At 74.7% G+C, this 25,360-nt stretch carries 29 protein-coding genes; 5 read left to right on the top strand and 24 right to left on the bottom strand.

The window, feature by feature from the left end:
- Positions 1 to 90 precede the first annotated feature (90 nt).
- From ACFYNX_RS09465 to hisI, 10 genes are all read right to left on the bottom strand, one after another.
- Entirely contained in the window at positions 91 to 912 is an 822-nt protein-coding gene (locus tag ACFYNX_RS09465; protein WP_388659350.1) for a DsbA family protein, read from the bottom strand.
- Positions 913 to 976: 64 nt separating this feature from the next.
- The gene (gene trpA, locus ACFYNX_RS09460) at positions 977 to 1,807 is read right to left on the bottom strand and encodes a tryptophan synthase subunit alpha (protein WP_388659347.1); all 831 of its coding nucleotides are present in this window, start codon (positions 1,805 to 1,807) and stop codon (positions 977 to 979) included.
- Positions 1,804 to 3,093 (bottom strand): tryptophan synthase subunit beta, encoded by a 1,290-nt coding sequence (gene trpB, locus ACFYNX_RS09455; RefSeq protein WP_388659344.1) that lies wholly within the window; start codon positions 3,091 to 3,093, stop codon positions 1,804 to 1,806. The genes trpA and trpB overlap by 4 nt, the downstream gene beginning before the upstream one ends.
- Before the next feature lie 344 nt (positions 3,094 to 3,437).
- The gene (gene trpM / locus ACFYNX_RS09450) at positions 3,438 to 3,653 is read right to left on the bottom strand and encodes a tryptophan biosynthesis modulator TrpM (RefSeq protein ID WP_365541121.1); all 216 of its coding nucleotides are present in this window, start codon (positions 3,651 to 3,653) and stop codon (positions 3,438 to 3,440) included.
- 67 nt (positions 3,654 to 3,720) lie between these two features.
- Positions 3,721 to 4,530, bottom strand: a complete 810-nt coding sequence (trpC, locus tag ACFYNX_RS09445; protein WP_365540950.1) for an indole-3-glycerol phosphate synthase TrpC — start codon at positions 4,528 to 4,530, stop codon at positions 3,721 to 3,723.
- Between the two features lie 139 nt (positions 4,531 to 4,669).
- Positions 4,670 to 5,281, bottom strand: coding sequence for a DUF2752 domain-containing protein (locus tag ACFYNX_RS09440; protein WP_388659341.1), 612 nt, complete (start codon positions 5,279 to 5,281; stop codon positions 4,670 to 4,672).
- Between the two features lie 157 nt (positions 5,282 to 5,438).
- The gene (locus ACFYNX_RS09435) at positions 5,439 to 5,693 is read right to left on the bottom strand and encodes an HGxxPAAW family protein (RefSeq protein ID WP_125668447.1); all 255 of its coding nucleotides are present in this window, start codon (positions 5,691 to 5,693) and stop codon (positions 5,439 to 5,441) included.
- A 141-nt stretch (positions 5,694 to 5,834) separates the two neighbouring features.
- Positions 5,835 to 6,485, bottom strand: a complete 651-nt coding sequence (locus tag ACFYNX_RS09430; protein ID WP_388659338.1) for a TIGR02234 family membrane protein — start codon at positions 6,483 to 6,485, stop codon at positions 5,835 to 5,837.
- 14 nt (positions 6,486 to 6,499) lie between these two features.
- The gene (locus tag ACFYNX_RS09425) at positions 6,500 to 7,990 is read right to left on the bottom strand and encodes an anthranilate synthase component I (RefSeq protein WP_365540954.1); all 1,491 of its coding nucleotides are present in this window, start codon (positions 7,988 to 7,990) and stop codon (positions 6,500 to 6,502) included.
- 11 nt (positions 7,991 to 8,001) lie between these two features.
- On the bottom strand, positions 8,002 to 8,352 hold the full coding sequence (gene hisI / locus ACFYNX_RS09420) for a phosphoribosyl-AMP cyclohydrolase (RefSeq protein WP_356543510.1): 351 nt from the start codon (positions 8,350 to 8,352) through the stop codon (positions 8,002 to 8,004).
- 83 nt (positions 8,353 to 8,435) lie between these two features.
- On the opposite strand from hisI, the gene ACFYNX_RS09415 reads away from it, so the two are divergent.
- Positions 8,436 to 9,071 (top strand): TIGR03085 family metal-binding protein, encoded by a 636-nt coding sequence (locus ACFYNX_RS09415; RefSeq protein ID WP_365540956.1) that lies wholly within the window; start codon positions 8,436 to 8,438, stop codon positions 9,069 to 9,071.
- 55 nt (positions 9,072 to 9,126) lie between these two features.
- On the opposite strand, the gene ACFYNX_RS09410 is transcribed toward ACFYNX_RS09415, so the two are convergent.
- From ACFYNX_RS09410 to hisD, 10 genes are all read right to left on the bottom strand, one after another.
- A complete protein-coding gene (locus ACFYNX_RS09410; protein WP_388659334.1) occupies positions 9,127 to 10,362 on the bottom strand; it encodes an MFS transporter in 1,236 nt (411 codons plus the stop codon).
- A complete protein-coding gene (locus ACFYNX_RS09405) occupies positions 10,359 to 10,946 on the bottom strand; it encodes a winged helix-turn-helix domain-containing protein (RefSeq protein ID WP_388659331.1) in 588 nt (195 codons plus the stop codon). Before ACFYNX_RS09405 ends, ACFYNX_RS09410 begins: the two co-directional genes overlap by 4 nt.
- A 118-nt stretch (positions 10,947 to 11,064) precedes the next feature.
- Complete coding sequence (hisF, locus tag ACFYNX_RS09400) at positions 11,065 to 11,820, bottom strand: imidazole glycerol phosphate synthase subunit HisF (protein ID WP_365540962.1); 756 nt, start codon at positions 11,818 to 11,820, stop codon at positions 11,065 to 11,067.
- Positions 11,817 to 12,215, bottom strand: a complete 399-nt coding sequence (locus ACFYNX_RS09395) for a RidA family protein (RefSeq protein WP_365540964.1) — start codon at positions 12,213 to 12,215, stop codon at positions 11,817 to 11,819. The genes hisF and ACFYNX_RS09395 overlap by 4 nt, the downstream gene beginning before the upstream one ends.
- Positions 12,212 to 12,940 (bottom strand): bifunctional 1-(5-phosphoribosyl)-5-((5-phosphoribosylamino)methylideneamino)imidazole-4-carboxamide isomerase/phosphoribosylanthranilate isomerase PriA, encoded by a 729-nt coding sequence (priA, locus tag ACFYNX_RS09390; RefSeq protein ID WP_365540966.1) that lies wholly within the window; start codon positions 12,938 to 12,940, stop codon positions 12,212 to 12,214. The genes ACFYNX_RS09395 and priA overlap by 4 nt, the downstream gene beginning before the upstream one ends.
- Positions 12,937 to 13,602 (bottom strand): imidazole glycerol phosphate synthase subunit HisH, encoded by a 666-nt coding sequence (gene hisH / locus ACFYNX_RS09385; RefSeq protein ID WP_388659326.1) that lies wholly within the window; start codon positions 13,600 to 13,602, stop codon positions 12,937 to 12,939. Before hisH ends, priA begins: the two co-directional genes overlap by 4 nt.
- The gene (locus ACFYNX_RS09380; RefSeq protein WP_030205444.1) at positions 13,599 to 13,763 is read right to left on the bottom strand and encodes a hypothetical protein; all 165 of its coding nucleotides are present in this window, start codon (positions 13,761 to 13,763) and stop codon (positions 13,599 to 13,601) included. The genes hisH and ACFYNX_RS09380 overlap by 4 nt, the downstream gene beginning before the upstream one ends.
- 2 nt (positions 13,764 to 13,765) lie before the next feature.
- Positions 13,766 to 14,359: an imidazoleglycerol-phosphate dehydratase HisB gene (gene hisB / locus ACFYNX_RS09375; protein WP_365540969.1), complete on the bottom strand. Its 594-nt coding sequence runs from the start codon at positions 14,357 to 14,359 to the stop codon at positions 13,766 to 13,768.
- On the bottom strand, positions 14,356 to 15,462 hold the full coding sequence (locus tag ACFYNX_RS09370; protein ID WP_388659323.1) for a histidinol-phosphate transaminase: 1,107 nt from the start codon (positions 15,460 to 15,462) through the stop codon (positions 14,356 to 14,358). Before ACFYNX_RS09370 ends, hisB begins: the two co-directional genes overlap by 4 nt.
- A 41-nt stretch (positions 15,463 to 15,503) precedes the next feature.
- On the bottom strand, positions 15,504 to 16,874 hold the full coding sequence (gene hisD, locus ACFYNX_RS09365; RefSeq protein ID WP_365540972.1) for a histidinol dehydrogenase: 1,371 nt from the start codon (positions 16,872 to 16,874) through the stop codon (positions 15,504 to 15,506).
- Between the two features lie 194 nt (positions 16,875 to 17,068).
- On the opposite strand from hisD, the gene ACFYNX_RS09360 reads away from it, so the two are divergent.
- The 4 genes from ACFYNX_RS09360 to ybaK all read left to right on the top strand — a co-directional run bounded on the left by ACFYNX_RS09360 (position 17,069) and on the right by ybaK (position 21,255).
- The gene (locus ACFYNX_RS09360; RefSeq protein WP_388659320.1) at positions 17,069 to 18,676 is read left to right on the top strand and encodes an oxidoreductase; all 1,608 of its coding nucleotides are present in this window, start codon (positions 17,069 to 17,071) and stop codon (positions 18,674 to 18,676) included.
- A 179-nt stretch (positions 18,677 to 18,855) separates the two neighbouring features.
- On the top strand, positions 18,856 to 19,935 hold the full coding sequence (locus ACFYNX_RS09355; RefSeq protein ID WP_388659318.1) for a hypothetical protein: 1,080 nt from the start codon (positions 18,856 to 18,858) through the stop codon (positions 19,933 to 19,935).
- 10 nt (positions 19,936 to 19,945) lie between these two features.
- Complete coding sequence (locus ACFYNX_RS09350; protein WP_388659315.1) at positions 19,946 to 20,680, top strand: LON peptidase substrate-binding domain-containing protein; 735 nt, start codon at positions 19,946 to 19,948, stop codon at positions 20,678 to 20,680.
- 77 nt (positions 20,681 to 20,757) lie between these two features.
- Complete coding sequence (ybaK, locus tag ACFYNX_RS09345; RefSeq protein ID WP_388659312.1) at positions 20,758 to 21,255, top strand: Cys-tRNA(Pro) deacylase; 498 nt, start codon at positions 20,758 to 20,760, stop codon at positions 21,253 to 21,255.
- 13 nt (positions 21,256 to 21,268) lie between these two features.
- On the opposite strand, the gene ACFYNX_RS09340 is transcribed toward ybaK, so the two are convergent.
- The 4 genes from ACFYNX_RS09340 to ACFYNX_RS09325 all read right to left on the bottom strand — a co-directional run bounded on the left by ACFYNX_RS09340 (position 21,269) and on the right by ACFYNX_RS09325 (position 25,331).
- A complete protein-coding gene (locus tag ACFYNX_RS09340) occupies positions 21,269 to 21,883 on the bottom strand; it encodes a DUF2567 domain-containing protein (RefSeq protein ID WP_388659310.1) in 615 nt (204 codons plus the stop codon).
- Positions 21,884 to 21,917: 34 nt separating this feature from the next.
- Complete coding sequence (locus ACFYNX_RS09335) at positions 21,918 to 22,745, bottom strand: ABC transporter permease (protein ID WP_388659309.1); 828 nt, start codon at positions 22,743 to 22,745, stop codon at positions 21,918 to 21,920.
- A 238-nt stretch (positions 22,746 to 22,983) separates the two neighbouring features.
- Positions 22,984 to 23,964, bottom strand: a complete 981-nt coding sequence (locus tag ACFYNX_RS09330) for an ABC transporter ATP-binding protein (RefSeq protein ID WP_365541127.1) — start codon at positions 23,962 to 23,964, stop codon at positions 22,984 to 22,986.
- Positions 23,965 to 23,984: 20 nt separating this feature from the next.
- Positions 23,985 to 25,331, bottom strand: a complete 1,347-nt coding sequence (locus tag ACFYNX_RS09325) for an NYN domain-containing protein (RefSeq protein ID WP_388659306.1) — start codon at positions 25,329 to 25,331, stop codon at positions 23,985 to 23,987.
- Positions 25,332 to 25,360: the final 29 nt, after the last annotated feature.

Genomic DNA, 25,360 nt, shown 5'->3' with positions numbered 1-25,360 from the left:
GACGCTACCCTGCCGGGCGGGCACGACGGCAGCCCGCCCGGCAACGTCTGGGTAACTAACCCCGGTGGACGGGGGCCCGCCGGGGGCGGTTCAGCCGGCCGACGGGGAGGCCGTGCCGGGCTTCTTGCCCTTGCCGGCCTCGGCAACCCACTTCTTCAGGTTCTCCGGGGAGAGCTGCTCGTTCCCCTTGGTCGGGAAGATCGACTCTCCGTCGAGGAGGACGGTCGGGGTGCCGCGGAAGCCGCCCTTCTGGAAGGCCTCGTTGGACTTCACGACCCAACTGTCGTGCGTGCCGTCCTCCACGCAGCTCCGGAAGGCCGGCGTGTCGAGGCCGGGCACCTTCGCCGCCAGCTCGATCAGCCGCGCGTTCTTGCCGAAGGCGTCGTCGGTCTCCTGCGGCTGGTTGACGTAGAGCGTGTCGTGGTACGCGGTGAACTTCCCGGCGTCCTGGGCGCACGCGGCGGCGTTGGCCGCGCGCAGCGAGCCGCTGCCGCCCATGTTCCCGTCGATGAGGGTGGCGAGGTGGTACTCGGTCCTGAGCTGCCCGGAGGCCTCGAGCTCGTGGATGGAGTCCCGCATGACGTTCTCGAACTGGGCGCACGCCGGGCAGCGGAAGTCCTCCCAGATCTGGAGGGTGGCGGGGGCGTCCGGCCGGCCGGTGGGGATGGCGGGCTTGTCGCCGTCGACGGAGGTCGACGGCGCGACCACCGGGCCGGCCTTGTCGGACCCGCCGTCCTTGTCGGCGTTCGCGGCGATCACGCCGACGACCGCGGCCAGGGCGAGGACGCCGACCACCGCCGACGACACGATCAGGACGCGCCGCCGGCGCTCACGGGACTTGTCGCGCTCGCGCTGCTGCTGAAGGCGCTCGCGCGCGCTCCGGTTACCGTCACCACGGTTGTTCTGGCTCACGCCCCGGTCAACGAACCGGGGAGGCGCGGGCGCGCCTCCCCGGTCCCAGATCCACCCGGACGGGTTACGGATCCCGGCGGACGCCCTCGGCGAGTTCGGCCGCCAGTTCCCTTACGGCGGCGAGTCCGGCGGCCTCGTCGCCCCCGGCGTCGAGGATCCGCTTCACGAAGGCGGAGCCGACGATGACGCCGTCGGCGAAGGCGGCGACCTCCTTGGCCTGGACGGCGTCGGAGACCCCGAGCCCGACGCAGACCGGGAGGGTGCGGCCGGGCTCGACGGCGGCGCGGGTGCGGCGGACCAGGTCGGCCGCCTGCTCGCCGACCGACTCGCGGGTGCCGGTGACGCCCATGAGGGAGGCGGCGTAGACGAAGCCGGACCCGGCGGCCGTGATGGTGGCGAGGCGCTCGTCCCTGCTGCTGGGCGCGACGACGAAGACGGTCGCGAGACCGTGCTTGTCGGCGTGCTCGCGCCAGAGCGCGGACTCCTGGACCGGCAGGTCGGGCAGGATGCAGCCCGCGCCGCCGGCCGCGGCGAGCTCCTCGGTGAAGCGCTCGACGCCGTAGCGGTCGATCGGGTTCCAGTACGTCATGACGAGGACCGGCTTCCCGGTGGCCTCGTGGGCTTCGCGGACCGTGCGCATGACGTCGGCGATCCGGACGCCGCCGCGCAGGGCGATGTCGTCGGCGGTCTGGATGACCGGGCCGTCGAGGACGGGGTCGCTGTGCGGGAGGCCGACCTCGACGACGTCGGCGCCGCCGTCGAAGACGGCCTTGATCGCGGAGATGCCGCCGTCGACGGTCGGGAAGCCGGCCGGGAGGTAGGCGATGAGCGCGGCCCGGTCCTCGGCCTTCGCCGCGGCGAGGGTGTCGCTCAGCAGGTCGATGTTGCCGCTCACTTGGCGTCCCCCTCGATCTCGGCGGTGTCGTCGGCGCCGGCGTCCGCGGCGACCTCGGCGTCGGTGTCGTACAGGCCGAAGTAGCGGGCGGCGGTGTCCATGTCCTTGTCGCCGCGCCCGGAGAGGTTGACCACGAGGAGGCCCTCGGGGCCCAGCTCCCGGCCGACCTCGATGGCCCCGGCGAGGGCGTGCGCCGACTCGATGGCCGGGATGATGCCCTCGGTGCGGGAGAGCAGGCGCAGGGCCTGCATGGCGGCGTCGTCGGTGACGGCCCGGTACTCGCCGCGGCCGCTGTCCTTGAGGTGGGCGTGCTCGGGGCCGATGCCGGGGTAGTCGAGGCCGGCCGAGATCGAGTACGGCTCGGTGATCTGGCCCTCGTCGTCCTGGAGGACGTAGCTGCGCGAGCCGTGCAGGATGCCGGGCTCGCCGGCGGTGAGGGTGGCCGCGTGCTCGCCGGTCTCGACGCCGTGGCCGGCCGGCTCGCAGCCGATCAGGCGCACCCCGGCGTCCGGGACGAAGGCGTGGAAGAGGCCGATGGCGTTGGAGCCGCCGCCGACGCAGGCGATCGCCGCGTCGGGGAGGCGTCCGGCGCGCTCCAGGATCTGGCGGCGGGCCTCGACGCCGATGACGCGGTGGAAGTCGCGGACCATGGCGGGGAAGGGGTGCGGTCCCGCGACGGTGCCGAAGAGGTAGTGCGTGCGGTCGACGTTGGCGACCCAGTCGCGGAACGCCTCGTTGATGGCGTCCTTGAGGGTGCGGCTGCCGGACTTCACGGCGACGACCTCGGCGCCGAGCATCCGCATCCGGGCGACGTTCAGCGCCTGGCGCCGGGTGTCGACCTCGCCCATGTAGATGGTGCAGTCGAGGCCGAAGAGGGCGCAGGCGGTGGCGGTGGCGACGCCGTGCTGCCCGGCGCCGGTCTCCGCGATGACCCGGGTCTTGCCCATGCGCCTGGTCAGGAGGGCCTGGCCGAGCACGTTGTTGATCTTGTGCGAGCCGGTGTGGTTGAGGTCCTCGCGCTTGAGGAAGATCCGGGCGCCGCCGGCGTGCCCGGCGAACCGGGGCACCTCGGTGAGGGCGCTCGGGCGGCCCGTGTAGTGCACCATCAGGTCGTTGAGCTCGCGGGCGAACTCGGGGTCAGACTTGGCCTTGTCGTACTCGACGGCGACCTCGTCCACGGCGGCGACGAGGGCCTCCGGGATGAACTTGCCGCCGTAGGCGCCGAAGTAGCCCTCGGCGGTGGGGACCTGACCGTCCGGGTCGGGAATGAAGAACTCGCTGGACATGCGGTTGCTCCTCGCGGGGCGGGTGCCCCGGGATACGTGTGGGTGATGGTCACGGTATGCGCGCGCCGCTCACGTACGGCGTTGCCGCCGCCGGTGCGGGTGCGGTTGCCACCGCCGGTGGCGGTTGCCGTTGCCGGGCACCGGTTACGGGGCCGCCGCGCCCGTCGCGGGCCATCGGTACGCCCCCCCGTTGCGGGCAGTCGTTCCGCTGGGGCGTGGGGGTCCCCCTCTGGGAGAGGGCGGGCACACGGAGGGGCGGTGACGAAGGCGCCCGCCCTGGCGGGGCGAGGGCCGCGTGGCGCGGACCCACCCCATACGGGCGGGGTGCAGGAGAGCCGGAGGCGCTAGGCGTGGGCGTCGCGCGCGAGGCGCGGGCGCCATCGCATGCCGTTGACCTGGCCGGGCTCGTCACCGATCACGTACCGCACCCGGCGGCCGAGGACCCGCCGGGCGGGCGCGCGGCAGCCGCGCGGGCGGCAGCCCCGGGCCAGGGGGGCGTGTGCGGGGACGGGGGCCGCGGCGGTGCGGAGCCGGCCGCGGCGCCCGGGTGCCGACGGCACGGCGACGTTCCCCCGGGCGGCGTGGCCCGGGGGTGTCGGCGCGTCGTGGCGGGGGCTCACGGTCCGGTCAGCTCCGGCCGTGGCGGAGGGCCGGGTGGGCGCCGGCGGCGACCAGGTCGGCGACGGCGGCCTTCGGGTCGCGGCCGGTCACCAGGGACTCGCCCACGAGGACCGCGTCGGCGCCGGCGTTGGCGTACGCGATGAGGTCGTGCGGCCCGCGGACGCCGGACTCGGCGACCTTGACGACGTGCGCCGGGATCTCGGGGGCGACGCGCTCGAAGGTGGAGCGGTCGACCTTGAGGGTCTTGAGGTTGCGGGCGTTGACGCCGATGATCCGGGCGCCCGCGTCGACGGCGCGCTCGACCTCCTCCTCGTCGTGCACCTCGACCAGCGGGGTGAGCCCGATGGACTCGGCCCGCTCGACGAGGGAGACGAGGGCCTCCTGCTCCAGGGCGGCGACGATGAGGAGCGCGAGGTCCGCTCCGTACGCCCGCGCCTCCCAGAGCTGGTACGCGGTGACGATGAAGTCCTTGCGCAGGACCGGGATGTCGACCTTGGCGCGGACGGCCTCCAGGTCCGCGAGGGAGCCGCCGAAGCGGCGCTCCTCGGTGAGGACGGAGATGACGGCCGCGCCGCCCGCCTCGTAGTCCGCGGCGAGTCCGGCCGGGTCGGCGATCGCGGCGAGCGCGCCCTTGGACGGGCTGGAGCGCTTGACCTCGCAGATCACCTTGACGCCGTCGCCGCGCAGTGCGGCGACGCCGTCCTTGGCCTGCGGCGCCTTGGCGGCGCGCTCCTTGAGCTCGTCGAGGGTGACCCGCGCCTGCCGCTCTGCGAGGTCGGCGCGCACGCCTTCGATGATCTCGTCGAGCACACTCACGCGAGGGGCCCCCTTCCGGGACGGTGATGATGAACCAGGTTCAGCCACATCGATCCTATCCGCAGGACGGCCCGGGAATCGCATCGGCCGGAGCGGCGTCCCATCTGCTGGGACGTCCCGCCGGGGTTCCGGCGGGTCCTCACGGGGCCAGCGCGGAGCCGAGGGGAAGGTTCCTGACCAGGGTGAAAAGGGCGAGGACGGCCCCGATCCCCCACCACCAGTTCGGGGGGACCGAGAGCCGCGCCGGTACGCCCCGGTAGGCGCGAACCAGCCACAGGACGGCCACGACGGCGAACACGCCGTAGCCGACGACGGCGAGGGCGTTGGAGCCGAGGGCGGCCGGGAGGTCGCCGTGGGCGAAGGCGTGGGCGCTGCGGAGTCCGCCGCAGCCGGGGCAGTACACGCCGGTGAAGCGGAGCAGGGGGCAGACCGGGTAGTGCCCGGGTTCGTTGGGGTCGACGGCCCCGACGTACGCGAACGCCGCGACGACCCCGGCGACCGCCCCCACGGGCGCGAGCAGGCGCCGGGCGCGCGACCGGGGCGGGGAGGGGGGTGCGGGGGGCCCGGGCCAGGGGGTACCGGGCGGGGGTTCCCACGACGGGTCCGGGCGGGTGCCCGTGACGGACGGGGCCGGATCCGGGGCGGACAGGTTCCCGGCCGACGGGGCCGGGACATTCGTGTCCGTCCGTTCCGCCGACCGGGTGCGGTGGGCGGTGTCGGTCGCGGGTTCGGGCGTCGGGTACGGGTCCACGCGGTGATTCTCGCCCCTCGCGCGCGAGGGCGCAGCCCGATCCCTCGCGCGCGAGCCCGGCCGGCCCCCTCCCCTCACGAAGCCGGCCCGGGCCCCTCCACGCGCGAGGGCGCGGTCCGGCGTCGCCGGGCCGCGCCCTCGGGTGCGTGGGGTCGCGTCAGGAACGGGCCCGCGCGGTGGTGGTCGCGGCCTCGCGGGCGGCGACGACGTCGGCCGACTGCTTCGGCATGCCGAGGCCCGCCACCTTCATCGCTCCGCCGACGACGCCGCCGAGGAGGACGACGGCGATGCCCGCCCAGAAACCGGGCACGTTGGCGGCCACCATGAAGACCCCGGCGATGCAGAAGCCGATGAAGGAGATGATGACACCGGTCCAGGCGGCCGGGGTGTGTCCGTGGGCGCTGCCCGCCATGAGTTGCTCCTCGTTGCTGTTGCTCGGTGGTGAGGTCACGCGTGCGCGGACGCTCGGCGCTCATTGTCCCGCACGCGGGCGCGCGAGGATGAATCGGGGGTACCGGGACGATCACGCGTCGCGGTCGGCGCCCCGGCCCGGTCAGCTCCGGGTGGGGTCCTCGCCGCGGTCCAGGGCCTTCCACAGGTCCTCGGGCCGGTCGGGGTCGGTGGCGGCGGGGGCCTTGCGTCCGGTACGCGGGGCGCCGGCGCGCTCGTAGCGGCCGCCCATGGCCGGCCAGTTCTTGCCGAAGCGGAGCGCGAAGAGGCCGGCGAGCAGGATGAGGGCGGCGCCCGCGGCGGTCACGTACGGCCAGGCGGTGTGGGTGAGGCCGGCGACGGCGGCGGCCGTGTCGCCGCTGATGCGGGCGGCCTCGGCGTCCAGGGCGGTCCGGTCGGAGGCGCCGAGGACCGCGGCGAGCGCGGCGCCCGCGCCGCTCAGCGCGAGGAGCGCGGCGACGAGGGCGCGGCCGGTGCGGCGGACCGCGAAGACGGCGAAGAGGGCGGCGAGGCCGACGATCGCGAGGGCGGTGGGCACGCCGGTGACGGTGCCGCCGTCGGCCTCGACGGGAACGCTGCCGCCGCCGACGGCCGCGGTGCCCTCCGCCCAGATCTGCCCGGCGGAGAGCAGGACGACGGTGGCGCCGAGGGCGCCGAGGAGGAGGGCCGCGGCCAGGCTGCGACGGCCACCGGAGGGGGCGGCCGCTCGGGCGGCCCGGGGCTGGGGTACGGGTACGGCACTCACGCACCCCACTATCCCCTACGGGCTCAGGAGGCGTTCATCCGGTTGGCGGTGTGGACGGCCCGGAGCACGGCCGCGGCCTTGTTGCGGCACTCGTCGTCCTCGGCGACCGGGTCGGAGTCGGCGACGACACCCGCCCCGGCCTGCACGTACGCGGTGCCGTCGCGGAGCAGGGCGGTGCGGATGGCGATGGCGGTGTCCGCGTCGCCGGCGAAATCGAGATAACCGACACATCCGCCGTACAGGCCGCGCCGGGAGGGTTCGAGCTCCTCGATGATCTGCATGGCGCGCGGCTTGGGGGCGCCGGAGAGGGTGCCGGCGGGGAAGCAGGCGGTGAGGACGTCGAAGGCGGTGCGGCCCTCGGCGACCCGGCCGGTCACGGTGGAGACGATGTGCATGACGTGGGAGTAGCGCTCGATCGACATGAAGTCGACGACCTCCACGGAGCCGGGCGCGCAGACCCGGCCGAGGTCGTTGCGGCCGAGGTCGACGAGCATGAGGTGCTCGGCGCGCTCCTTGGGGTCGGCGAGCAGCTCCTCGGCGAGGTCGTGGTCCTCCTGCGGGGTGGCGCCCCGGTGCCGGGTGCCGGCGATGGGGTGCAGGAGCGCCTGTCCGTCCTCGACCTTGACGAGGGCCTCGGGGCTGGATCCGACGACGTCGAAGCCGTTCTCGAAGCGGAAGAGGTACATGTACGGGGAGGGGTTGGTGGCCCGCAGGACCCGGTAGACGTCGAGCGCGGAGGCGGTGCAGGGAGTCTCGAACCGCTGCGAGGGCACGACCTGGAAGGCCTCGCCGGCCCGGATGCGCTCCTTCACGTCCTCGACGGCCTCCTGGTAGGCCGGACCGCCCCAGAGGGCCGAGTACGCGGGGAGCTCGGAGGCGGGCAGGGCGGTGGGGGCGGTGGCGACCGGGCGGGCCAGGTCGGCCTCCATGGCGTCGAGGCGGGCGACGGCGTGCGCGTACGCCTCGTCGACGCCGGTCTCCAGGTCGTTGTGGTTGATCGCGTTGGCGATCAGGAGGACCGAGCCGTCCCAGTGGTCGAGGACCGCGAGGTCGCTGGTGAGGAGCATGGTGAGCTCGGGGAGCTCCAGGTCGTCGCGGCCGTGCTCGCCGATCTTCTCCAGGCGGCGGACGATGTCGTAGCCGAGGTAGCCGACCATGCCGCCGGTGAAGGGGGGCATGCCCGAGGCGAGGTCGCGGGGGGTGTGGAGGATCTCGACGGTGGCGCGCAGGGCCTGAAGGGGGTCGCCGTCGACGGGGACGCCGACGGGCGGGGTGCCGAGCCAGTGGGCCTCGCCGTCCTTCACCGTCAGCGTGGCGTCGCTGCGGACCCCGATGAAGGAGTAGCGGGACCAGCTACGGCCGTTCTCCGCGGATTCGAGGAGGAAGGTGCCGGGGCGTTCGGCGGCGAGCTTGCGGTAGAGCCCGACCGGGGTGTCGCCGTCCGCGAGGAGCCTGCGGCTGACGGGGATGACGCGGCGGTCGGCCGCCAGCTTGCGGAAGGTCTCGAGATCCATGGCACCGGACCTTACTGGGATACGGGGAGCACGTCGGCGTCGAAGCAGGTGCGGGCGCCGGTGTGGCAGGCGGCCCCGACCTGGTCGACCTTGACGAGGAGGGTGTCGGCGTCGCAGTCGAGGGCGACGGACTTGACGTGCTGGACGTGGCCGGAGGTGTCGCCCTTGACCCAGTACTCGCCGCGGCTGCGGGACCAGTAGGTGCAGCGGCCGGTGGTGAGGGTGCGGTGCAGGGCCTCGTCGTCCATCCAGCCGAGCATCAGCACCTCGCCGGTGTCGTACTGCTGGGCGATGGCGGGGACGAGTCCGTCCGGGCTGCGCTTGAGGCGGGCGGAGAGGGCCGGGTCGAGATTGCTGCTCATGGCGCCATTGTGCCGCGCCCTGGGGCGGTGTCCGGCGGACGTCCACTGGGCGGACCGTCGGCGTCCGCCGTACGCTGGCGGACATGTCGACCCATGCCAAACGTGAACGGCTTCTGCTGGCTGATCTGTTGGAGGCGGCCGGTCCGGACGCGCCGACGCTCTGCGAAGGGTGGCGGACCCGGGACCTCGCGGCCCATCTGGTGGTGCGGGAGCGGCGCCCGGACGCGGCGGCCGGCTCGCTCGTACCGGCGCTGAAGGACCGGCAGGACCGGGTGCAGGCGGAGTTCGCCGACCGGCCGTACGACGAGCTGATCCGGCTGATCCGCACGGGCCCGCCGAAGTTCTCGCCCTTCACGATCAAGCAGGTGGACGAGGGGGCGAACGTCGTCGAGTTCTACGTGCACGCGGAGGACGTGCGGCGGGCCCAGCCCCACTGGTCGGCCCGTGAGCTGGACCCGGTCTTCGCGGACGCCCTCTGGTCCCGCCTGGAGCGCACGGCCCGGCTGCTCGGCCGCAAGGTCCCGGTGGGCCTGGTGCTGCGCCGCCCGGACGGGCAGACGGTGGTCGCCCGCAAGGGCACCCCGGTGGTGACGGCCTCCGGGGAGCCGGGCGAGCTGACGATGTACCTGTACGGGCGGCAGGACGCGGCGAAGGTGGCGCTGGACGGCGAACCGCAGGCGATCGAGCGGCTGCGGGAGACGAAGCGGCTGGGGATCTAGGGCCTGTCCGGCGGCCCGGTGCCGCTTCCGCGCTTCCGGGGGCGGCGGCCCGGCGCTACCTCGGCAGTTCGGCGCGGCGCAGGGCCGGGACCGTGAGGGCGAAGGCGCCGGAGAGGGCGCAGACGGCGGCGCCGGCGACGAAGACCGGGCCGGTGCCCCACAGGCCGGCCGCCGCGCCGGTGAGCGGCATGCCGAGCGGGGCGAGGCCGAGGCTGCCCAGGCTGGAGACGGCGCTCACCCGGCCGAGGTGGGCGGGGTCGCACTCGGTCTGGACGAGGGCGTGGCACAGCGCTCCGGAGACCCCGGCGAGCAGTCCGACGGCGACGGCCACGGCCACGGCGGCGGGCAGCCGGGGCACGAAGGCGAGGACGGCGACGGCCGCGGCTCCGAGGAGCATGGTCCAGCCGAGGGTGGCGCCCGCCCGGGGCAGCCGGCCGCGGACGGCGAGGAGCAGGGAGGCCGCCCCGGCGCCGGCGCCGAAGCCCGCGAGGAGCCAGCCGATGCCGGGGGCGCCCCAGCCGCGCTGTTCCGCGAGGAGGGCGAGACCGATGTTGAGGGGCCCGACGAAGCCGAGGTCGGCGAGGAGGATGGTGATCATCAGCGGGCCGAGGACCCGGTGCCCGCGGAGGTGGCGCAGGCCGTCGGCGAGGTCGCGCAGGACGGGGCTCCCGGGCTTCTCCCCGGTGGGCAGCGGGCGGAGCCGCAGGGCGCGGAGCAGGGGCAGCGAGAGGGCGAAGAGCGCTCCGGCGGCTCCGAAGGCGCTCGCGGGGCCGCCGGTGGCGACGGCGAGGCCGCCGAGCGGGGCGCCGAGGACGGAGCCCATGCGGTGGGCGAGGCCGCGCAGGCCCTGGACGCGGGCGAGCTGGTCGTGGGCGGCGATCCGGGGCGGGAGGGCGCCGACGGCGGGCAGGAAGACGGCGTCGACGGCGCCGAAGACGAGCGCGACGGCGGTGAGCAGCCAGAGGCCGGGCGAGGCGGCGAGGAGTACGGCGGCGAGGCCGAGGGTCACCAGGCAGCGGACGGTGTCGGAGACGAGGACGACCCGGCGCGGGCCGAGCCGGTCCGCGATCACCCCGCCGAAGAGCAGGAGCAGGGCGCGGGGCACGGCGGAGACGGCCATGACGAGACCGGCCCGGGCGGGGCTGCCGTTGCTGACGGCGGCCCAGGAGAGGGCGAGGTAGTAGACGCTGTCGCCGACGGTGGAGGCGGTGTAGGCGCCGAGCCAGCGGAGGACCTGGGGGTCGCGGTGGGCGGGCCGCGGCGGGGCGGCGGCGAGGACGGCGGCGCTCATGCGCGGTAGGGGAAGCCGTTGATGTGGACGGCGACGTTCTCGCGCCCCGCGGTGTCGCCGGCCTCTTCGGCGGCGCGGGCCCGCTGGTCGTACTTCTTGACGACGGCGTCCAGTTCGGCGGCGAGCGCGGCGAGTTCGGGGGCGGTGAGGCGGGGCAGCCACTCGGAGCTGGTGGAGGCGGCGCGCCACTCGGCGGACCAGGTGTGCCGCTCGTCGAGGAAGCGGGCCCGCATCTCGCCGCGCTGCGCCTCGACCGTACGGCTGAAGGCGGCGTTCGCGGCGACGAGTTCGGGGGCGTGGCGCATGTCCTCGTCGTGGATGCCGAAGCCGTACGAGCTGGGCTGCCACCAGCGTTCGCGGCCGTCCGTGGACCGGGACCCGGCCTCCTCGATGAGGCCGTGCTCGGCGAGCTTGCGCAGGTGGTAGCTGACGAGGGAGACGGCCTCGTCGACCTGGTCGGCGAGCTGGGAGGCGGTGGCGGTGCGGGCCGTGAAGAGGGCGCGGTAGAGGCGCATCCGCAGCGGGTGCGAGACGGCCTTGAGGGTGCCGAGGTCGGTGATCCGGCGGTTCTCCGGTGAGGTCATGACCATGACCCTAGATACGAAGGAAAAGTTGCGCAACAGAAATTGCGAAAGGAATGTTGCACGTACTGGTGCGAAGAAGGGCCCCCGGAGGGGCCCTTCCAGGAAGCGGAACCGGGTCTCAGCGGACCGGGTGGCCCGCCTCCCGCAGGGTCTCCTTGACCTGGCCGATCCGCAGGTCGCCGAAGTGGAAGACGGAGGCCGCGAGCACCGCGTCCGCGCCCGCCGCGACGGCCGGCGGGAAGTCGGAGAGCTTCCCCGCGCCGCCGGAGGCGATCACCGGCACGGTCACGTGCTTGCGCACGGCCGCGATCATCTCGGTGTCGTAGCCGTCCTTCGTGCCGTCCGCGTCCATCGAGTTGAGCAGGATCTCGCCCGCGCCGAGCTCGGCGGCGCGGTGCGCCCACTCGACGGCGTCGATGCCGGTGCCCTTGCGGCCGCCGTGCGTGGTGACCTCGAAGGAGCCGGTTTCCGTGCGGCGCGCGTCCACGGACAGGACGAGCACCTGGCGGCCGAAGCGCTCCGCGATCTCCCGGATCAGCTCGGGGCGCGCGATGGCCGCGGTGTTGACGCCGACCTTGTCGGCGCCGGCCCGCAGCAGCCGGTCGACGTCCTCGGCCGACCGCACGCCGCCGCCGACCGTGAGCGGGATGAAGACCTGCTCGGCGGTGCGGCGCACCACGTCGTAGGTGGTCTCGCGGTTGCCGGAGGAGGCGGTGATGTCGAGGAAGGTCAGCTCGTCGGCGCCCTCGGCGTCGTACAGCTTCGCCATCTCGACGGGGTCGCCCGCGTCCCGCAGGTTCTGGAAGTTGACGCCTTTGACGACCCGGCCGTTGTCCACGTCCAGGCAGGGGATCACGCGTACGGCGAGGCTCATGAACCCTCACTCCGGTAGGCCTCGACCTCGACCTCGACGACCAGGCGGGGGTCGACGAAGCCGGAGACGATGATCATGGAGGCGGCGGGGCGGACGGCGTCGAACAGCTCCTTGTGGGCGCGGCCGACCTCCTCCACGTCCCGGGCGTGCGTGAGGTACATCCGGGTGCGGACGACGTGCTCGGCCCCCAGGCCGAGCTGCTCCAGCGCGCCGAAGGCCACCCGGAAGGAGTTGACCGCCTGGTCGTACGGGGCGCCGTCGGCGATCTGGCCGTCGACCACCGAGGTGCAGCCGGAGACCAGGACCGTGCCGTTCGGCAGCTCGACCGCGCGGGAGTAGCCGAACTGCTCCTCCCAGGGTGCCCCGGTGACGACCCTGCGGACGCCGGAGGTCACGACGCCACCGCCGCGAGCGCCTCTTCGAGGGTGAAGGCCTTGGCGTACAGCGCCTTGCCGACGATCGCGCCCTCGACGCCCAGCGGGACCAGGCCGGACAGGGCCCGCAGGTCGTCCAGGGAGGAGACGCCGCCGGAGGCGACGACGGGCTTGTCGGTGGCCGCGCAGACGTTCTTCAGGAGCTCCAGGTTGGGGCCCTGGAGCGTGCCGTCCTTGGCGATGTCGGTGACGACGTAGCGGGCGCAGCCCTCGGAGTCGAGGCGGGCCAGCGTCTCGTACAGGTCGCCGCCGTCGCGGGTCCAGCCCCGGCCGCGCAGGGTCGTGCCGCGCACGTCGAGGCCGACGGCGATCTTGTCGCCGTACTCGGCGATGACCTTGGCGACCCACTCGGGGGTCTCCAGGGCGGCGGTGCCGAGGTTGACGCGGGTGCAGCCGGTGGCGAGGGCGGCGGCGAGCGAGGCGTCGTCGCGGATGCCGCCGGAGAGCTCGACCTTGATGTCCATCGCCTTCGCGACCTCGGCGATCAGCTCGCGGTTGTCGCCGGTGCCGAAGGCCGCGTCGAGGTCGACCAGGTGCAGCCACTCGGCGCCGGAGTTCTGCCAGGCGAGGGCCGCTTCGAGCGGGGAGCCGTAGGAGGTCTCGGTGCCGGACTCGCCGTGGACGAGGCGGACGGCCTGGCCGTCGCGGACGTCGACGGCGGGGAGGAGTTCAAGCGTGCTGCTCACAGGGTTCCGATCCAGTTGGTGAGGAGCTGGGCTCCGGCGTCGCCGGACTTCTCGGGGTGGAACTGGGTGGCCCACAGGGCGCCGTTCTCGACGGCCGCGACGAAGGGCTCACCGTGGGTGGCCCAACTGACCCTGGGGGCGCGGATGTGGGGGTTGCCGATCTCCAGCGTCCACTCGCGCACCCCGTAGGAGTGCACGAAGTAGTAGCGGGCGTCGGCGTCGAGCCCGGCGAACAGCTCGCTGTCCGCGGGGGCGTCGACGGTGTTCCAGCCCATGTGGGGAACGACGGGGGCGTTCAGCGGCTCGACCGTGCCGGGCCACTCGTCGAGGCCCTCGGTCTCCACGCCGTGCTCGATGCCCTGGGCGAAGAGGATCTGCATGCCGACGCAGATGCCCATGACGGGCCGGCCGCCGGCCAGGCGGCGGCCGACGATCCAGTCGCCGCGGGCCTGCTTGAGCCCCTGCATGCAGGCGGAGAAGGCGCCGACGCCGGGGACGAGGAGCCCGTCGGCGTTCATGGCGCGCTCGTAGTCGCGGGTGATCTCGACGTCGGCGCCGACCCGGGCGAGGGCGCGCTCGGCGGAGCGCACGTTGCCGAAGCCGTAGTCGAAGACGACGACCTTCTTGGGGCTCCCCTTCACGGGGCTTCCGGGGGCGCTCATGACCACACGTCCAGACGGAGCACGCCGGCGGCGAGGCACATCGCGGCGCCGATCGAGAGCAGCACGATGACGCCCTTGGGCATCTGCTGCTTGGCGAAGGAGTAGATGCCGCCGAGCAGGAACAGCCCGACGACGATCAGGATGGTGGACAGGCCGTTCACGACTAGAGCGCGCCCTTCGTGGAGGGGAGGATGCCGGCGGCGCGCGGGTCGCGCTCGGAGGCGTAGCGCAGGGCGCGGGCCAGGGCCTTGAACTGGCACTCCACGATGTGGTGGGCGTTGCGCCCGTACGGGACGTGGATGTGCAGCGCGATCTGGGCCTGGGCGACGAAGGACTCGAAGATGTGCCGGGTCATCGTCGTGTCGTACGCGCCGATCATCGGCGCCATGTTCTCGGGCTCGGTGTGCACGAGGTACGGGCGGCCGGAGAGGTCGACGGTGACCTGGGCGAGCGACTCGTCGAGCGGGACGGTGCAGTTGCCGAAGCGGTAGATGCCGACCTTGTCGCCGAGGGCCTGCCTGAAGGCGGCACCGAGGGCGAGGGCGCTGTCCTCGATGGTGTGGTGCGAGTCGATGTGCAGGTCGCCCTCGGTCTTGACCGTGAGGTCGAAGAGCCCGTGGCGGCCGAGCTGGTCGAGCATGTGGTCGTAGAAGCCGACCCCGGTCGACACGTCGACCTTCCCGGTGCCGTCGAGGTCGATCTCGACGACGACGGAGGTCTCCTTGGTGGTGCGCTCAACGCGGCCTACGCGGCTCATCGTTCCTGCTCCTTCATCAATTCACGGACCGCGTCGAGGAACGCGTCGTTCTCTTCGGGGGTGCCGGCGGTGACGCGCAGCCATCCCGGTACGCCGTTGTCCCGGACCAGGACGCCCCGGTCGAGGATCGCCTGCCAGGCGGCGTGGGTGTCGGGGAACTTCCCGAACTGCACGAAGTTGGCGTCGGACTCGGTGACCTCGTAGCCGATCGCCCGCAGCTCGGCGACGAGCCGGTCGCGCTCGGCCTTGAGCTGCTCGACGTACCCGAGGAGGGTGTCGGTGTGCTCCAGGGCGGCGAGCGCGGTGGCCTGGGTGACGGCGGAGAGGTGGTACGGCAGCCGGACGAGCTGCACGGCGTCGACCACGGCGGGGTGGGCGGCGAGGTAGCCGAGGCGGAGTCCGGCGGCGCCGAAGGCCTTGGACATGGTCCGCGAGACCACCAGGTTCGGGCGGCCCTCGATGAGGGGCAGCAGCGAGTCGCGGTGGCTGAACTCGACGTACGCCTCGTCCACGACGACCATCGACGGCCCGGCCGCCCGGGCCGCCTCGTACAGGGCGAGGACGGTGTCGGCGTCGACGGCGGTGCCGGTGGGGTTGTTGGGCGAGGTGACGAAGACGACGTCCGGGCGGTGCTCGGCGATCGCCTCCCCGGCGGCCGCCACGTCGATGGTGAAGTCCTCGTTGCGGGGGCCGGAGAGCCAGCCGGTGCCGGTGCCGCGGGCGATCAGGGCGTGCATCGAGTACGAGGGCTCGAAGCCGATCGCGGTGCGGCCGGGGCCGCCGAAGGTCTGGAGGAGCTGCTGGAGGACCTCGTTGGAGCCGTTGGCCGCCCAGACGTTCTCGACGGCGACCGGGTGCCCGCCGGTGCGGGTGAGGTAGCGGGCGAGCTCGGTGCGCAGCTCGACCGCGTCCCGGTCGGGGTAGCGGTTGAGGCCGCGGGCGGCCTCGGCGACCCGCTCCGCGATCCGGGCCACGAGGGGCTCGGGCAGCGGGTAGGGGTTCTCGTTGGTGTTGAGCTGGACGGGGACGTCGAGCTGGGGCGCGCCGTAGGGGGACTTGCCGCGCAGCTCGTCCCGGACGGGCAGGTCGTCGATTCCGGTCACGCCGGTTCCGGTCGGCCGGTCTGCGGTCACTCGGTCTGCGGTCACTTGCTCTCCGGCACCTTCCACCCGCTGTGCTGATCCGGTTCGCCTCCGGCAAAACGTGCCTTGATCGCGGCGCCGTGGGCCGGCAGGTCCTCGGCCTCCGCGAGGGTCACCACGTGGTGGGCGACGTCCGCGAGGGCGTCGCGGGTGTAGTCCACGATGTGCACCCCGCGCAGGAAGGACTGCACGGAGAGGCCCGAGGAGTGGCAGGCGCAGCCGCCGGTGGGCAGGACGTGGTTGGAGCCGGCGCAGTAGTCGCCGAGCGAGACGGGGGCCCAGGGGCCGACGAAGATCGCTCCGGCGTTGCGGACGCGGTCCGCGACGGCGGCGGCGTCGGCGGTCTGGATCTCCAGGTGCTCGGCGCCGTACGCGTCGACGACCCTGAGGCCGTCGGCGAGGTCGCGGACGAGGACGATCGCGGACTGGCGGCCGGCCAGGGCCGGGACGATCCGGTCGTCGACGTGCTTGGAGGCGGCGACCTGGGTCTTCAGCTCGGCCTCGGTGGCCTCGGCCAGTTCCTCGGAGTCGGTGACGAGGACGGAGGCGGCCATCGGGTCGTGCTCGGCCTGGCTGATGAGGTCGGCGGCGACGTGCACGGGGTCGGCGGTGGAGTCCGCGAGGATCGCGATCTCGGTGGGTCCGGCCTCGGCGTCGATGCCGATGCGGCCCTTGAGGAGGCGCTTGGCGGCGGCCACGTAGATGTTGCCGGGGCCGGTGACCAGGTTGACGGGGGCGCAGCCGGGCTCGTCCCCGCGGTCTTCGGTGCCGTACGCGAACATGGCGATGGCCTGGGCGCCGCCGGCGGCGTAGACCTCGTCCACGCCGAGCAGGGCGCAGGCGGCCAGGATCGTCGGGTGCGGCAGGCCGCCGAACTCCTTCTGCGGGGGCGAGGCGACGGCCACGCCCTCGACGCCGGCCTCCTGGGCCGGGACGACGTTCATCACGACGGAGGACGGGTAGACCGAGCGGCCGCCCGGCACATACAGGCCGACGCGCTCGACGGGGATCCACTTCTCGGTGACGGTCCCGCCGGGCACGACCTGGGTGGTGTGGGTGGTGCGGCGCTGCTCGCGGTGGACGAGCCGGGCGCGCCGGACGGACTCCTCCAGGGCGGCGCGGACGGCCGGGGCGAGCTCGTCGAGGGCGCGGGTGAGCTCCTGGGCGGGGACGCGCAGGCCCGGGACGCGGACGCCGTCGAACTTCTCCCCGTAGTCGATCACCGCGGCCGCGCCATGATGCCGTACGTCCTCGCAGATCGGCCGCACCTTCTCCAGGGCGGCTTCCACGTCGAACTCGGCACGGGGCAGCAGGTCACGCAGGGCGGAACCCTCGGGGAGGGCCTCGCCGCGCAGATCGATTCGAGAGATCACGGGTCAATTCTCTCAGACGCCCCACGGCGCCGGACGCCCGTATCACTGGCTGATACACACCACACTGGCGTCTTGTCGCCACTCCTGACCGTTAGCGTTCAGCCCGTCACACAGCGGGAAGAACGGCTGTACGAATCCATGAATCCCGCAGAGCGGAATCGTGGATGCGGATCGTGGAAAGCGAGGGGGCGGCAGTGACCGAGCCGCACGAGGACGGGATTCCGGACGGCCTCACGGGTCCGGAGCGGGCCCTGTGGCGGGCGTTCCGGGTGGGCAGGACGTGCGACCTGACGGAGGGGGTCGCGGAGCGGGACGACCCGTTCGGGGCGTGGGAGTGGGGGGAGGAGCGGAGCGTCCGCGCCGAGGTGATGGCGCTGCTGCTGCTCTCCGGACCGGCGGCCCGGTCCGGCCGGGTGGCCGCGCTGAAGCTGCGCGGGGCCAGGATCACCGGCGTCCTGGACCTGGCGGGCGGGACGATAGGGCCGTACGTGGAGCTCCAGGGGTGCCGGTTCGACGGCGAGATGGTGGTGCCCGAGGCCCGGTTCGGCACCCTGCGGATGGTCGAGTGCGCGCTGCCGCGTCTGGAGGCGGCCCGGCTGCACACGGAGGGGGACCTGCACCTGCCGCGCTGCCGGGTGCGGTGGGGCATCCGTCTGACGGACGCCCAGATCGGCACGGACCTGCTGATCAACCAGATCCAGGTGTGGCCGGACCGGCGGGGACGGGCGATCGCGGCGGACGGGATGGTGGTGGCGCAGGACCTCCAGGCCGAGCTGATCGAGACGTACGGCGAGCTGAGCCTGCGCGGGGCCCAGGTCGGGGTCTCGCTCAGCCTGCGGGGCAGCGTGCTGCGCGGGGCCCAGGGCCGCCGCGCGCTCAACGCGCCGCAGTTGACGGTGGAGCGCTCGCTCTATCTGAACGCGGCCTGGGTGTACGAGGGGGCGGCGGGGACGGCGGACGGCTCGACGGCCACCCCGCCGTACGGGCTGACGCCCGCCCGGGGCACGCTGCGCAAGCCGGTCGAGTTCCACGGCGGGGTGCGGCTCGACGACGGGCGGTTCGGCGACGCGGTGGACCTGAAGCACGCCCGGTTCCTGCTCGACGGCGCGCGCCGGGAGGAGGTGTCGCTGCGCCGGATCGTCACCCCGGAGCTGCGGTTCAACGGCGAGCGCCCGGAGGAGGGGCGGGTGGTGCTCAACGGCGCCAGGATCGTCACCCTGATCGACCTGTGGAGCAGTTGGCCGGGGCCCGGCGGCCTCGCGATGGGCGGCTTCGTCTACGAGAACCTCGTGCCGTACGAGCGCTTCCCGCTGGCCCTGCGCCTGGAGTGGGTGGCGGCGGCGACCCCGGAGTACGCCCCCGAGCCGTACGAACGCCTCGCGACGGTGCTGCGCAACAGCGGCGAGGACGCGGACGCGCGGGAGGTGCTGCTCGCCAAGCAGCGGCGCCGGCGGGAGACGCTGCCGCTCGCCGGGAAGCTCTGGGGCCACCTCCAGGACTGGACGGTGGCGTACGGCTACCGGCCGGGCCGGGCGGCGCTGTGGATGGCGGTGCTGTGGGCGGCGGGCACGGTGGCCTTCTCGCACTACCGGCCGGTCCCGCTGAAGGCGGACGAGGCGCCCGAGTGGAACGGCCCGCTGTACGCCCTGGACCTGCTGCTGCCGGTGATCAACCTCGGCCAGGACGGCTACTGGCGCCTCGAAGGCGTGTGGCAGTGGGTGGCGGCGGTGCTCGTCCTGCTGGGCTGGATCCTCGCGACGACGGTGGCGGCGGGCGCGACCCGCCTGCTGAGCAGGGGGTGAGGGGGCGGGGAGGGATTCCTCGCGCCGGGACGCGGAGGCGGGAGCGGTAAAGGCGCGGGCAGGACGCGGAGCCGGGCGCGGCAGGCGTGTGGAAGCTGTCACGGCGGGGTGAGGGAGCTGTCACGACCTGCCGGGACGGCTGCGGCGGCAGGGGGTGACGGGGGACAATACGTCATGCCATGTCCTTGTTTCGCGCCCTGGTAGGCGCCGCCCGCTCGGCCCGGCACGCCCCGCGGCTCGCCGCCGGGCTCGTGCCGGACGACGACGTGCTGCTCGACGCCCCGGACGAGCGGCTCGCCCCCGCCCTGGTCGCCGCCGCCCTCGGCGACCCCGAGCCCGCGGCGAAGCTGCTCGCCACCGCCCGGGACGCCGCCGAGTGGGAGGACCGCGACCGGTACGTCGTCCGGCTCGCCACCTTCGCCCAGCACAGGGACGACTGGCTGCTCCAGTGGCTCTCCGGCTCGCCCGAGGACTCGGACGCCCTCCTCGTCACGACGCAGCTCGCCGTCCGCAGGGCGTGGGGGTCGCCGGCGCGGGCCGAGCTCCTGCGCGACATCGAGCCGCTGGTGCGGGGGGTCGCCGAGACGGCCCCGCACGACCCGGTGCCGTGGCGGCTCGCCCTGGACCACGCGCGCGGGGCGCAGGCGGGGCCCGCCGTCTTCGAGTCGCTCTGGGAGCAGGCCGTACGCCGCTCCCCGCGCCACTACGGCTGCCACGTCGCGGCGCTGAAGTACCTGTCCGCCCAGGGACACGGCTCGCGCCGCGCCGCCTTCGACTTCGCCGAGCGGGCGGCCGACGACGCCGCCCCGGACTCGCTCGTGCGGGCGCTGCCGGTCCACGCCGCCCACGAGGCGCTGCGGGTGCCGCCGGGGCAGGACGGGTCCGCGCCGCCGGCCGTGCTCGACCGGGCGGCGGACCGGGCCCTGGCCCTGTCGGCGGCGTTCCCGGCGGGCGACCCGTGGCCTGCCGGGGTCCGCAACCTGCTCGCGCACGTGCTGATGGAGCGGGGGCGGTGGACGGAGGCGCTGGAGGAGTTCGGCCGGATCGGCCCCTGCGCGACCTCGTTCCCCTGGGGGTCCGCGCGGGACGCCGCGCCGGAGGGCCCTCCCCCGGGCTCCCGGCCCCGCCCGGGCAGGGAGGACCCCCTCCTCCGGTTCCTGACGGCGAGGGACCGGACGCGGTGCGAGGTGGCCCGCCGGACGCCCCTGTGGACGCCCGGTCGTGGACGGGCCGGACGGGGCGGGCCCGTCGGCCATTAGGCTGGCGGCTGTGACCGCTCGCCTGCCCCTCTTCCCGCTCAACACGGTGCTGTTCCCGGGCCTCGTGCTGCCTCTGAACGTCTTCGAGGAGCGTTATCGCGCCATGATGCGCGAACTGCTCACGATCGACGAGTCGGAGCCGCGCCGCTTCGCCGTCGTCGCGATCCGCGACGGCCGCGAGGTCGCGCCGACCGCGCCCGGGATGCCGGATCCGACGGCGCTGCCCGAGAAGGGTCCGGCGGCGGGTTTCGGCCCCGACCCGATCCAGTCCTTCCACCGGGTGGGCTGCGTCGCCGACGCGGCGAGCATCCGGGAGCGCGCCGACGGCAGCTTCGAGGTGATGACCACCGGCACGACCCGGGTGAGGCTGCTCTCGGTCGACGCCGGCGGCCCGTTCCTGACGGCCGAGGTCGAGGAGATCCCGGAGGAGCCGGGCGAGGACGCGGGCACGCTCGCCGAGGGGGTGCTGCGGGCCTTCCGGAGCTACCAGAAGCGGCTGGCGGGGGCCCGGGAGCGCTCGCTGACCACGAGCGAGCTGCCGGACGACCCGTCGGTGGTGTCGTACCTGGTCGCGGCGGCGGCGGTGCTCGACACGCCGTCGAAGCAGCGGCTGCTCCAGGCCCCGGACACGGCGACGCGGCTGCGCGAGGAGCTGGCTCTGCTGCGCAGGGAGACGGCGGTCCTGCGGCACCTGCCGTCGCTGCCGGTGGTGGACCTGACGCAGGCCCCGACGTACCCGAACTGAGCCGGACCGGGTCCGGCCGGAGGCGGGGAGAGACGGCCGGGGAAGCAGCGGGCCGCGAAGGAACCCAGGAGGAGCGCGTGGCGAAGAAGCAGAAGAAGAACGGCGGGGGCACTCCGGCGACGGTGGCCCTGACGGAGGCCGGCACGTCCTTCACGGTGCACGCGTACGAGCACGACCCGGCCTCCTCGTCGTACGGCGAGGAGGCGGCGCAGGCCCTGGGCGTCTCCCCCGACCGGGTGTTCAAGACGCTGGTGGCGGACGTCGACGGCGAGCTGACGGTCGCGGTGGTCCCGGTGGCGGGCCAACTGGACCTGAAGGCGCTGGCCTCGGCGGTCGGCGGCAAGCGCGCCACGATGGCCGATCCGGCGGCGGCCGAGCGCACCACGGGTTACGTACGGGGCGGCATCTCCCCGCTGGGGCAGCGCAAGCGGCTCCGTACCGTCCTCGACGCCTCGGCCTCGGACCACGCGACCGTCTGCGTCTCGGCGGGGCGGCGCGGCCTGGAGGTCGAGCTCTCCCCCGCGGACCTCGCCGCGCTCACCTCGGCGGTGGTGGCCCCGATCGGCCGCGCCTGACGGGGCCGGTGCGTCAGAGCGCCTCCGGGTGCTCCCAGGGGTCGGGGTCGCGCGGGCCGAAGGCGGCCGTCAGGGACAGGTGCGCGATCATCGCCGCGAGCGGCCAGGCGAGGAGCGCGGCGGCGCCCAGGTTCAGTTCCAGCGGGGCCTCGAAGGCGACGCGGGGGCCGACCGCCTTCGCGTGGGCGACCACGTCCGAGGTGGGGCCGAAGTGGGTGCCGAGGCCCCAGGCGAGCAGCGAGCCCAGGACGCCGCCGGCGGCCAGGCCGAGGACCAGCGGGATCCCGCCCCGCCGGCGCAGCAGGAAGACGACGACTCCGGCGACCGCCCCGAAGGCCAGGGCGAGGAGGACGAACGTGCCGTCCGCGCCGATCGCCGACTCCCCCTCGGAGTTCTGGAGGTAGACGCCCTTGCCGTCGGAGACGAGCAGGACGCGGGGGGCCAGGTTCAGCCACAGCACTCCGAGCAGCGCTCCCGCGACCGCCGAGACGGCGGTCACCAGGACGCCCTGGATGACCTCGGCCGCCGTGATCGGGTCCCCGTCCTGGCCGGACGTCGGCGGGGGCGGCGGGGGCCAGGCGGGGTCGTGCGGCTGCGGCTGGTGAGGCGGAGTCAGGGGTGCGGTCACCCCGCCATCGTGCCAGGTGTGCCGGTGGCCCGCCTCAGCGGACGGCGGCCCTGCGGTACGCCCGGGTGGCGACGGCGAGCGAGATGACGCCGACCGCGCCGCAGACGGCGAGGTCCAGGGCGACGGCCGCCCAGTCGGGGCGCGGGTCGAAGGCGTGGGCCAGGGCCTCCACGCCGTACGTCGACGGCAGCAGGTCCCGCGCCCAGCCGATGGGCCCGGGCAGCCGCTCCGCCGGGAGCACGCCGAGGAGCAGCGCCGCCGACATGCCGAGCTGGCCCAGGAGGGTGGCCAGTTCCTGTCGGGGCGCGAGGAGCCCGAGGGCCGCGCCGAGCCCCGCGAGGGCGGCGCCGGAGAGCGGGACGACGGCGACCAGGATCCACAGGTGGGTGAGCGGCAGGCCGAAGAGCAGGGAGCCCGCGACGGCGGTGAAGGCGGTGCCGGGGACGGTGAAGGAGGCGTACGCCCCGGCCGCGCCGAGCACGACGGCGGCGGGCGGCACCGGCAGGGTGGCGTAGTGGTCGAGGCCGCCGGTGGCCCGCAACTGTCCGAAGTACTGGGCGAGCAGGTTGAGCGCGACGAAGGCGACGACGAGGACGGTGGAACCGGCCACGACGGCGCGCGCCTCGGAGCCGCCGTCGACGACCCCGCGCATCAGGACCATGATCCCGATGGACTGGAAGGTGGCGACGAAGAGCAGCGGGATGCGGGCGACGCGGGCCCGGGAGAGCTGGGCGCGGTAGACGGCGGCCAGGGACGGCAGCAGCCGGGCGCCCGGGGCGAGGGGTGCGGGGGCGGCCCCCTCGTCGTACGACCGGACGTCCGGCGCGCGGGTCGGCAGGGCCTCGGCGGGCACGGTGCTCACTGCGGACAGCTCCTGACGGTCACGTGCGGGTACGGAACGCGGTGCCCTCCGGGGATGGGGAGGGGAGCGTGCGGGGCGCGGGCGGCGCCCCGGGCGCCGGGAGGCCGGGCGGCACCGGAAGCACCGGAGCGGCGTACCGCGCAGGAGAGGCCACGCGCGCCGGAAGCCCCGGCGGAGCCGGGAAGCGGGGCGGAGCCGGAGGTCCCGGCGGTCCCGGCGGAGCCGGGTGTCGTGGTGGTCACGCCTTCACCAGCCCCTCCGTGCCCTCCGTGGCGCCGCCGAGGGCGAGGTAGACGTCCTCCAGGCTGGGCGTGGCCAGGGTGAAGTCGTCGAGGGCGGCGAAGGCGGCGCCGCCGGTGACGGTGGCGACGGCCGCGCGGGCCGCGTCGGGGGCGAGCCGCAGGACCCAGCGCCGGCCGGTCTCCTGGGCGAGGCCGCGCAGGGCGGCGACCTCGGGCAGGTGGAGGGGGGCGGTCTCGCGCCACACCAGCTCGACGCGGACCTCGCCCGCGACGCGCTCCTTGAGCCCGGCCGGGGTGTCGCAGGCGATGACCCGGCCGTGTTCGAGGACGGCGACCCGGTCGAGGACGGTCTCGGCCTCGATGACGTTGTGGGTGACGAGCAGCACGGTGGTGCCGTGTTCGGCGCGCCGCCGGTCGACGGCGGCCCAGACGGCGCGGCGGGCGACCGGGTCCATGCCGGTGGTGGGCTCGTCGAGGACGAGGACGGGCCGCCGGCCGACGAGGGCGGCGGCGACGCAGGCGAGGCGCCGCTGTCCGCCGGAGAGCTTCTTGAGGGGCCGGGCGGCGAGCGCGGTGAGGCCCAGTTCCTCCAGGACGGCGTCGCCCTCGGCGCGCGCGTCGCGGGCGGTGAGGCCGCGCAGCCGGCCGGTGGTCACGGCGGCGAGGGAGACGGTCAGCTCGTCGAGGGCGGTGGACTCCTGGCCGAGGTGGGCGAGGAGCCGGGAGGCCCGCTCGGGGTGGCGGACCAGGTCGTGGCCGAGGAGCTCGACGGAGCCGGAGTCGGGCCGCATGAGCCCGGTGACCTGGCGGACGAGGGTGGACTTGCCCGCCCCGTTGGGGCCGAGCAGCCCGAAGATCTCCCCGCCGCGCACGTCGAGGCTGATCCCGTCGGTGGCCCGCACCTCGGGGGTCGCCGGCGCACCGCGCCCGCCGCGCGTGGCGGGGTACGTCTTGACCAGATCCCGCACCGCGCACACCGTACTCACGGGGGAAGAGCCTACGGGGTCGCCGGGCCCGCTCCGGGCGCGGGGGCGTGTTCGGCGGCGGCGCGGACGTCGATCTCGCGCCAGAAACCGGCCCGGATCGCGTACCGGTCGTGCTCGTCGATCTGGTCGTCCTTGTGGGCGAGGAGGCCGAAGCGGGCGGCGTAGCGGAGGAGTTCGCCGTCGATGCGGTGCGGGATGCGGGGGTAGAGGGTGGAGAGCTTCTGGACGTGACCCTGCTCCGGGAGGCGTTCCATCCAGCGGCGGGCGAACACCTGCCCGACCTCGAAGGGGTCGCCGCCGACGGTGGTGATGTCCTCCTCGCGGTCGGCCCAGCGCTGCTCGGCGCTGGTGAGCGCGGCGAGGGTGGGCAGGGAGGCGGTCTCGGGCGGTTCGCCGAGGGGGGCGGGGCGCTCGACCCAGCCCCGGTCGGAGGACCAGCGCAGCGCGCTCGCGCTCTGGGGCGCGGAGGCGCCGTGGGAGCCGTGGATCCCGTGGGAGCCGTTGACGGCGGGGGCGCGCAGCCCCGCGAGGTCCTTGGGGGTGGGGACGCCCCGGCCCTGGGCCGGGGCGCGGCCGTTCTCCCCGGCGCGGTCGTGGGCGTGCTCGTGGCCGTCGTCGGAGGGGCCGGAGGAGCCGTTCGTCCCGGCCGGGGCCGCGCTCACGTTCCGTACGGCCGCCGCGGCGGCGGCCTCCGCGGCCCGTTCGGCGGAGGCGGCGAGGGCGGCCTCGGGCAGCGGCGCGGAGAGGATGGCGGCGATCTCGGGGCGCGGGGCGGGCGGGGGCGCGCAGAGTCCGTTGAGGTCCTTGGCGCGGACGGCGCGGGTGATCCAGGTCCGGTCGAGGACCCGCCGCTCGTCGGCCTCGGCGACGAGGTCCTCGGACTGGTTGTAGTCGCCGTCGGCGGCCTGGACGGCCCAGAGGTGGACGGCGACGCCGTGCTCCTTGGCCGACATGAGGCCGGGCAGCAGGTCGCCGTCGCCGGTGACGAGCACGATGTCGGAGCAGGCCCTGTTCCTCGCGAGCTCGGTCAGCTCGGTGTGCATGGCCGCGTCGACGCCCTTCTGCGCCCAGCGCCCCTCGCTCCTGGTCAGGGCGCCGAGCCGGACGGTGACCCGGGGCATCACGCGCAGTCTGCGGTGCTCGGGCTGGGGCACCCGGTCGGGCGCGCCGTCGAACCAGTAGATCCGCAGGAGGGGCAGCGCGGTCTCGGCCTCGGCCCGCTGGCGCAACTGCTGGATCAGCGCGGCGTGGTCGACGGTGATCCGGGAACGGGCCGGTTCCCCGGCGAGGAGACTGGCGGCGGCGCCCAGCAGGTAGCCGGCGTCCACCAGGACGACGCAGCGGTCCACGTGTTCCACCCTCTTTCGGCCCTGGGGGTCGGACTCGG

It is taken from the genome of Streptomyces sp. NPDC007872, from assembly GCF_042868165.1.
Classification (GTDB): domain Bacteria; phylum Actinomycetota; class Actinomycetes; order Streptomycetales; family Streptomycetaceae; genus Streptomyces.
Note: the sequence above shows the minus strand (reverse complement) of the source record. Positions and strands in the feature narration are given on the sequence as shown.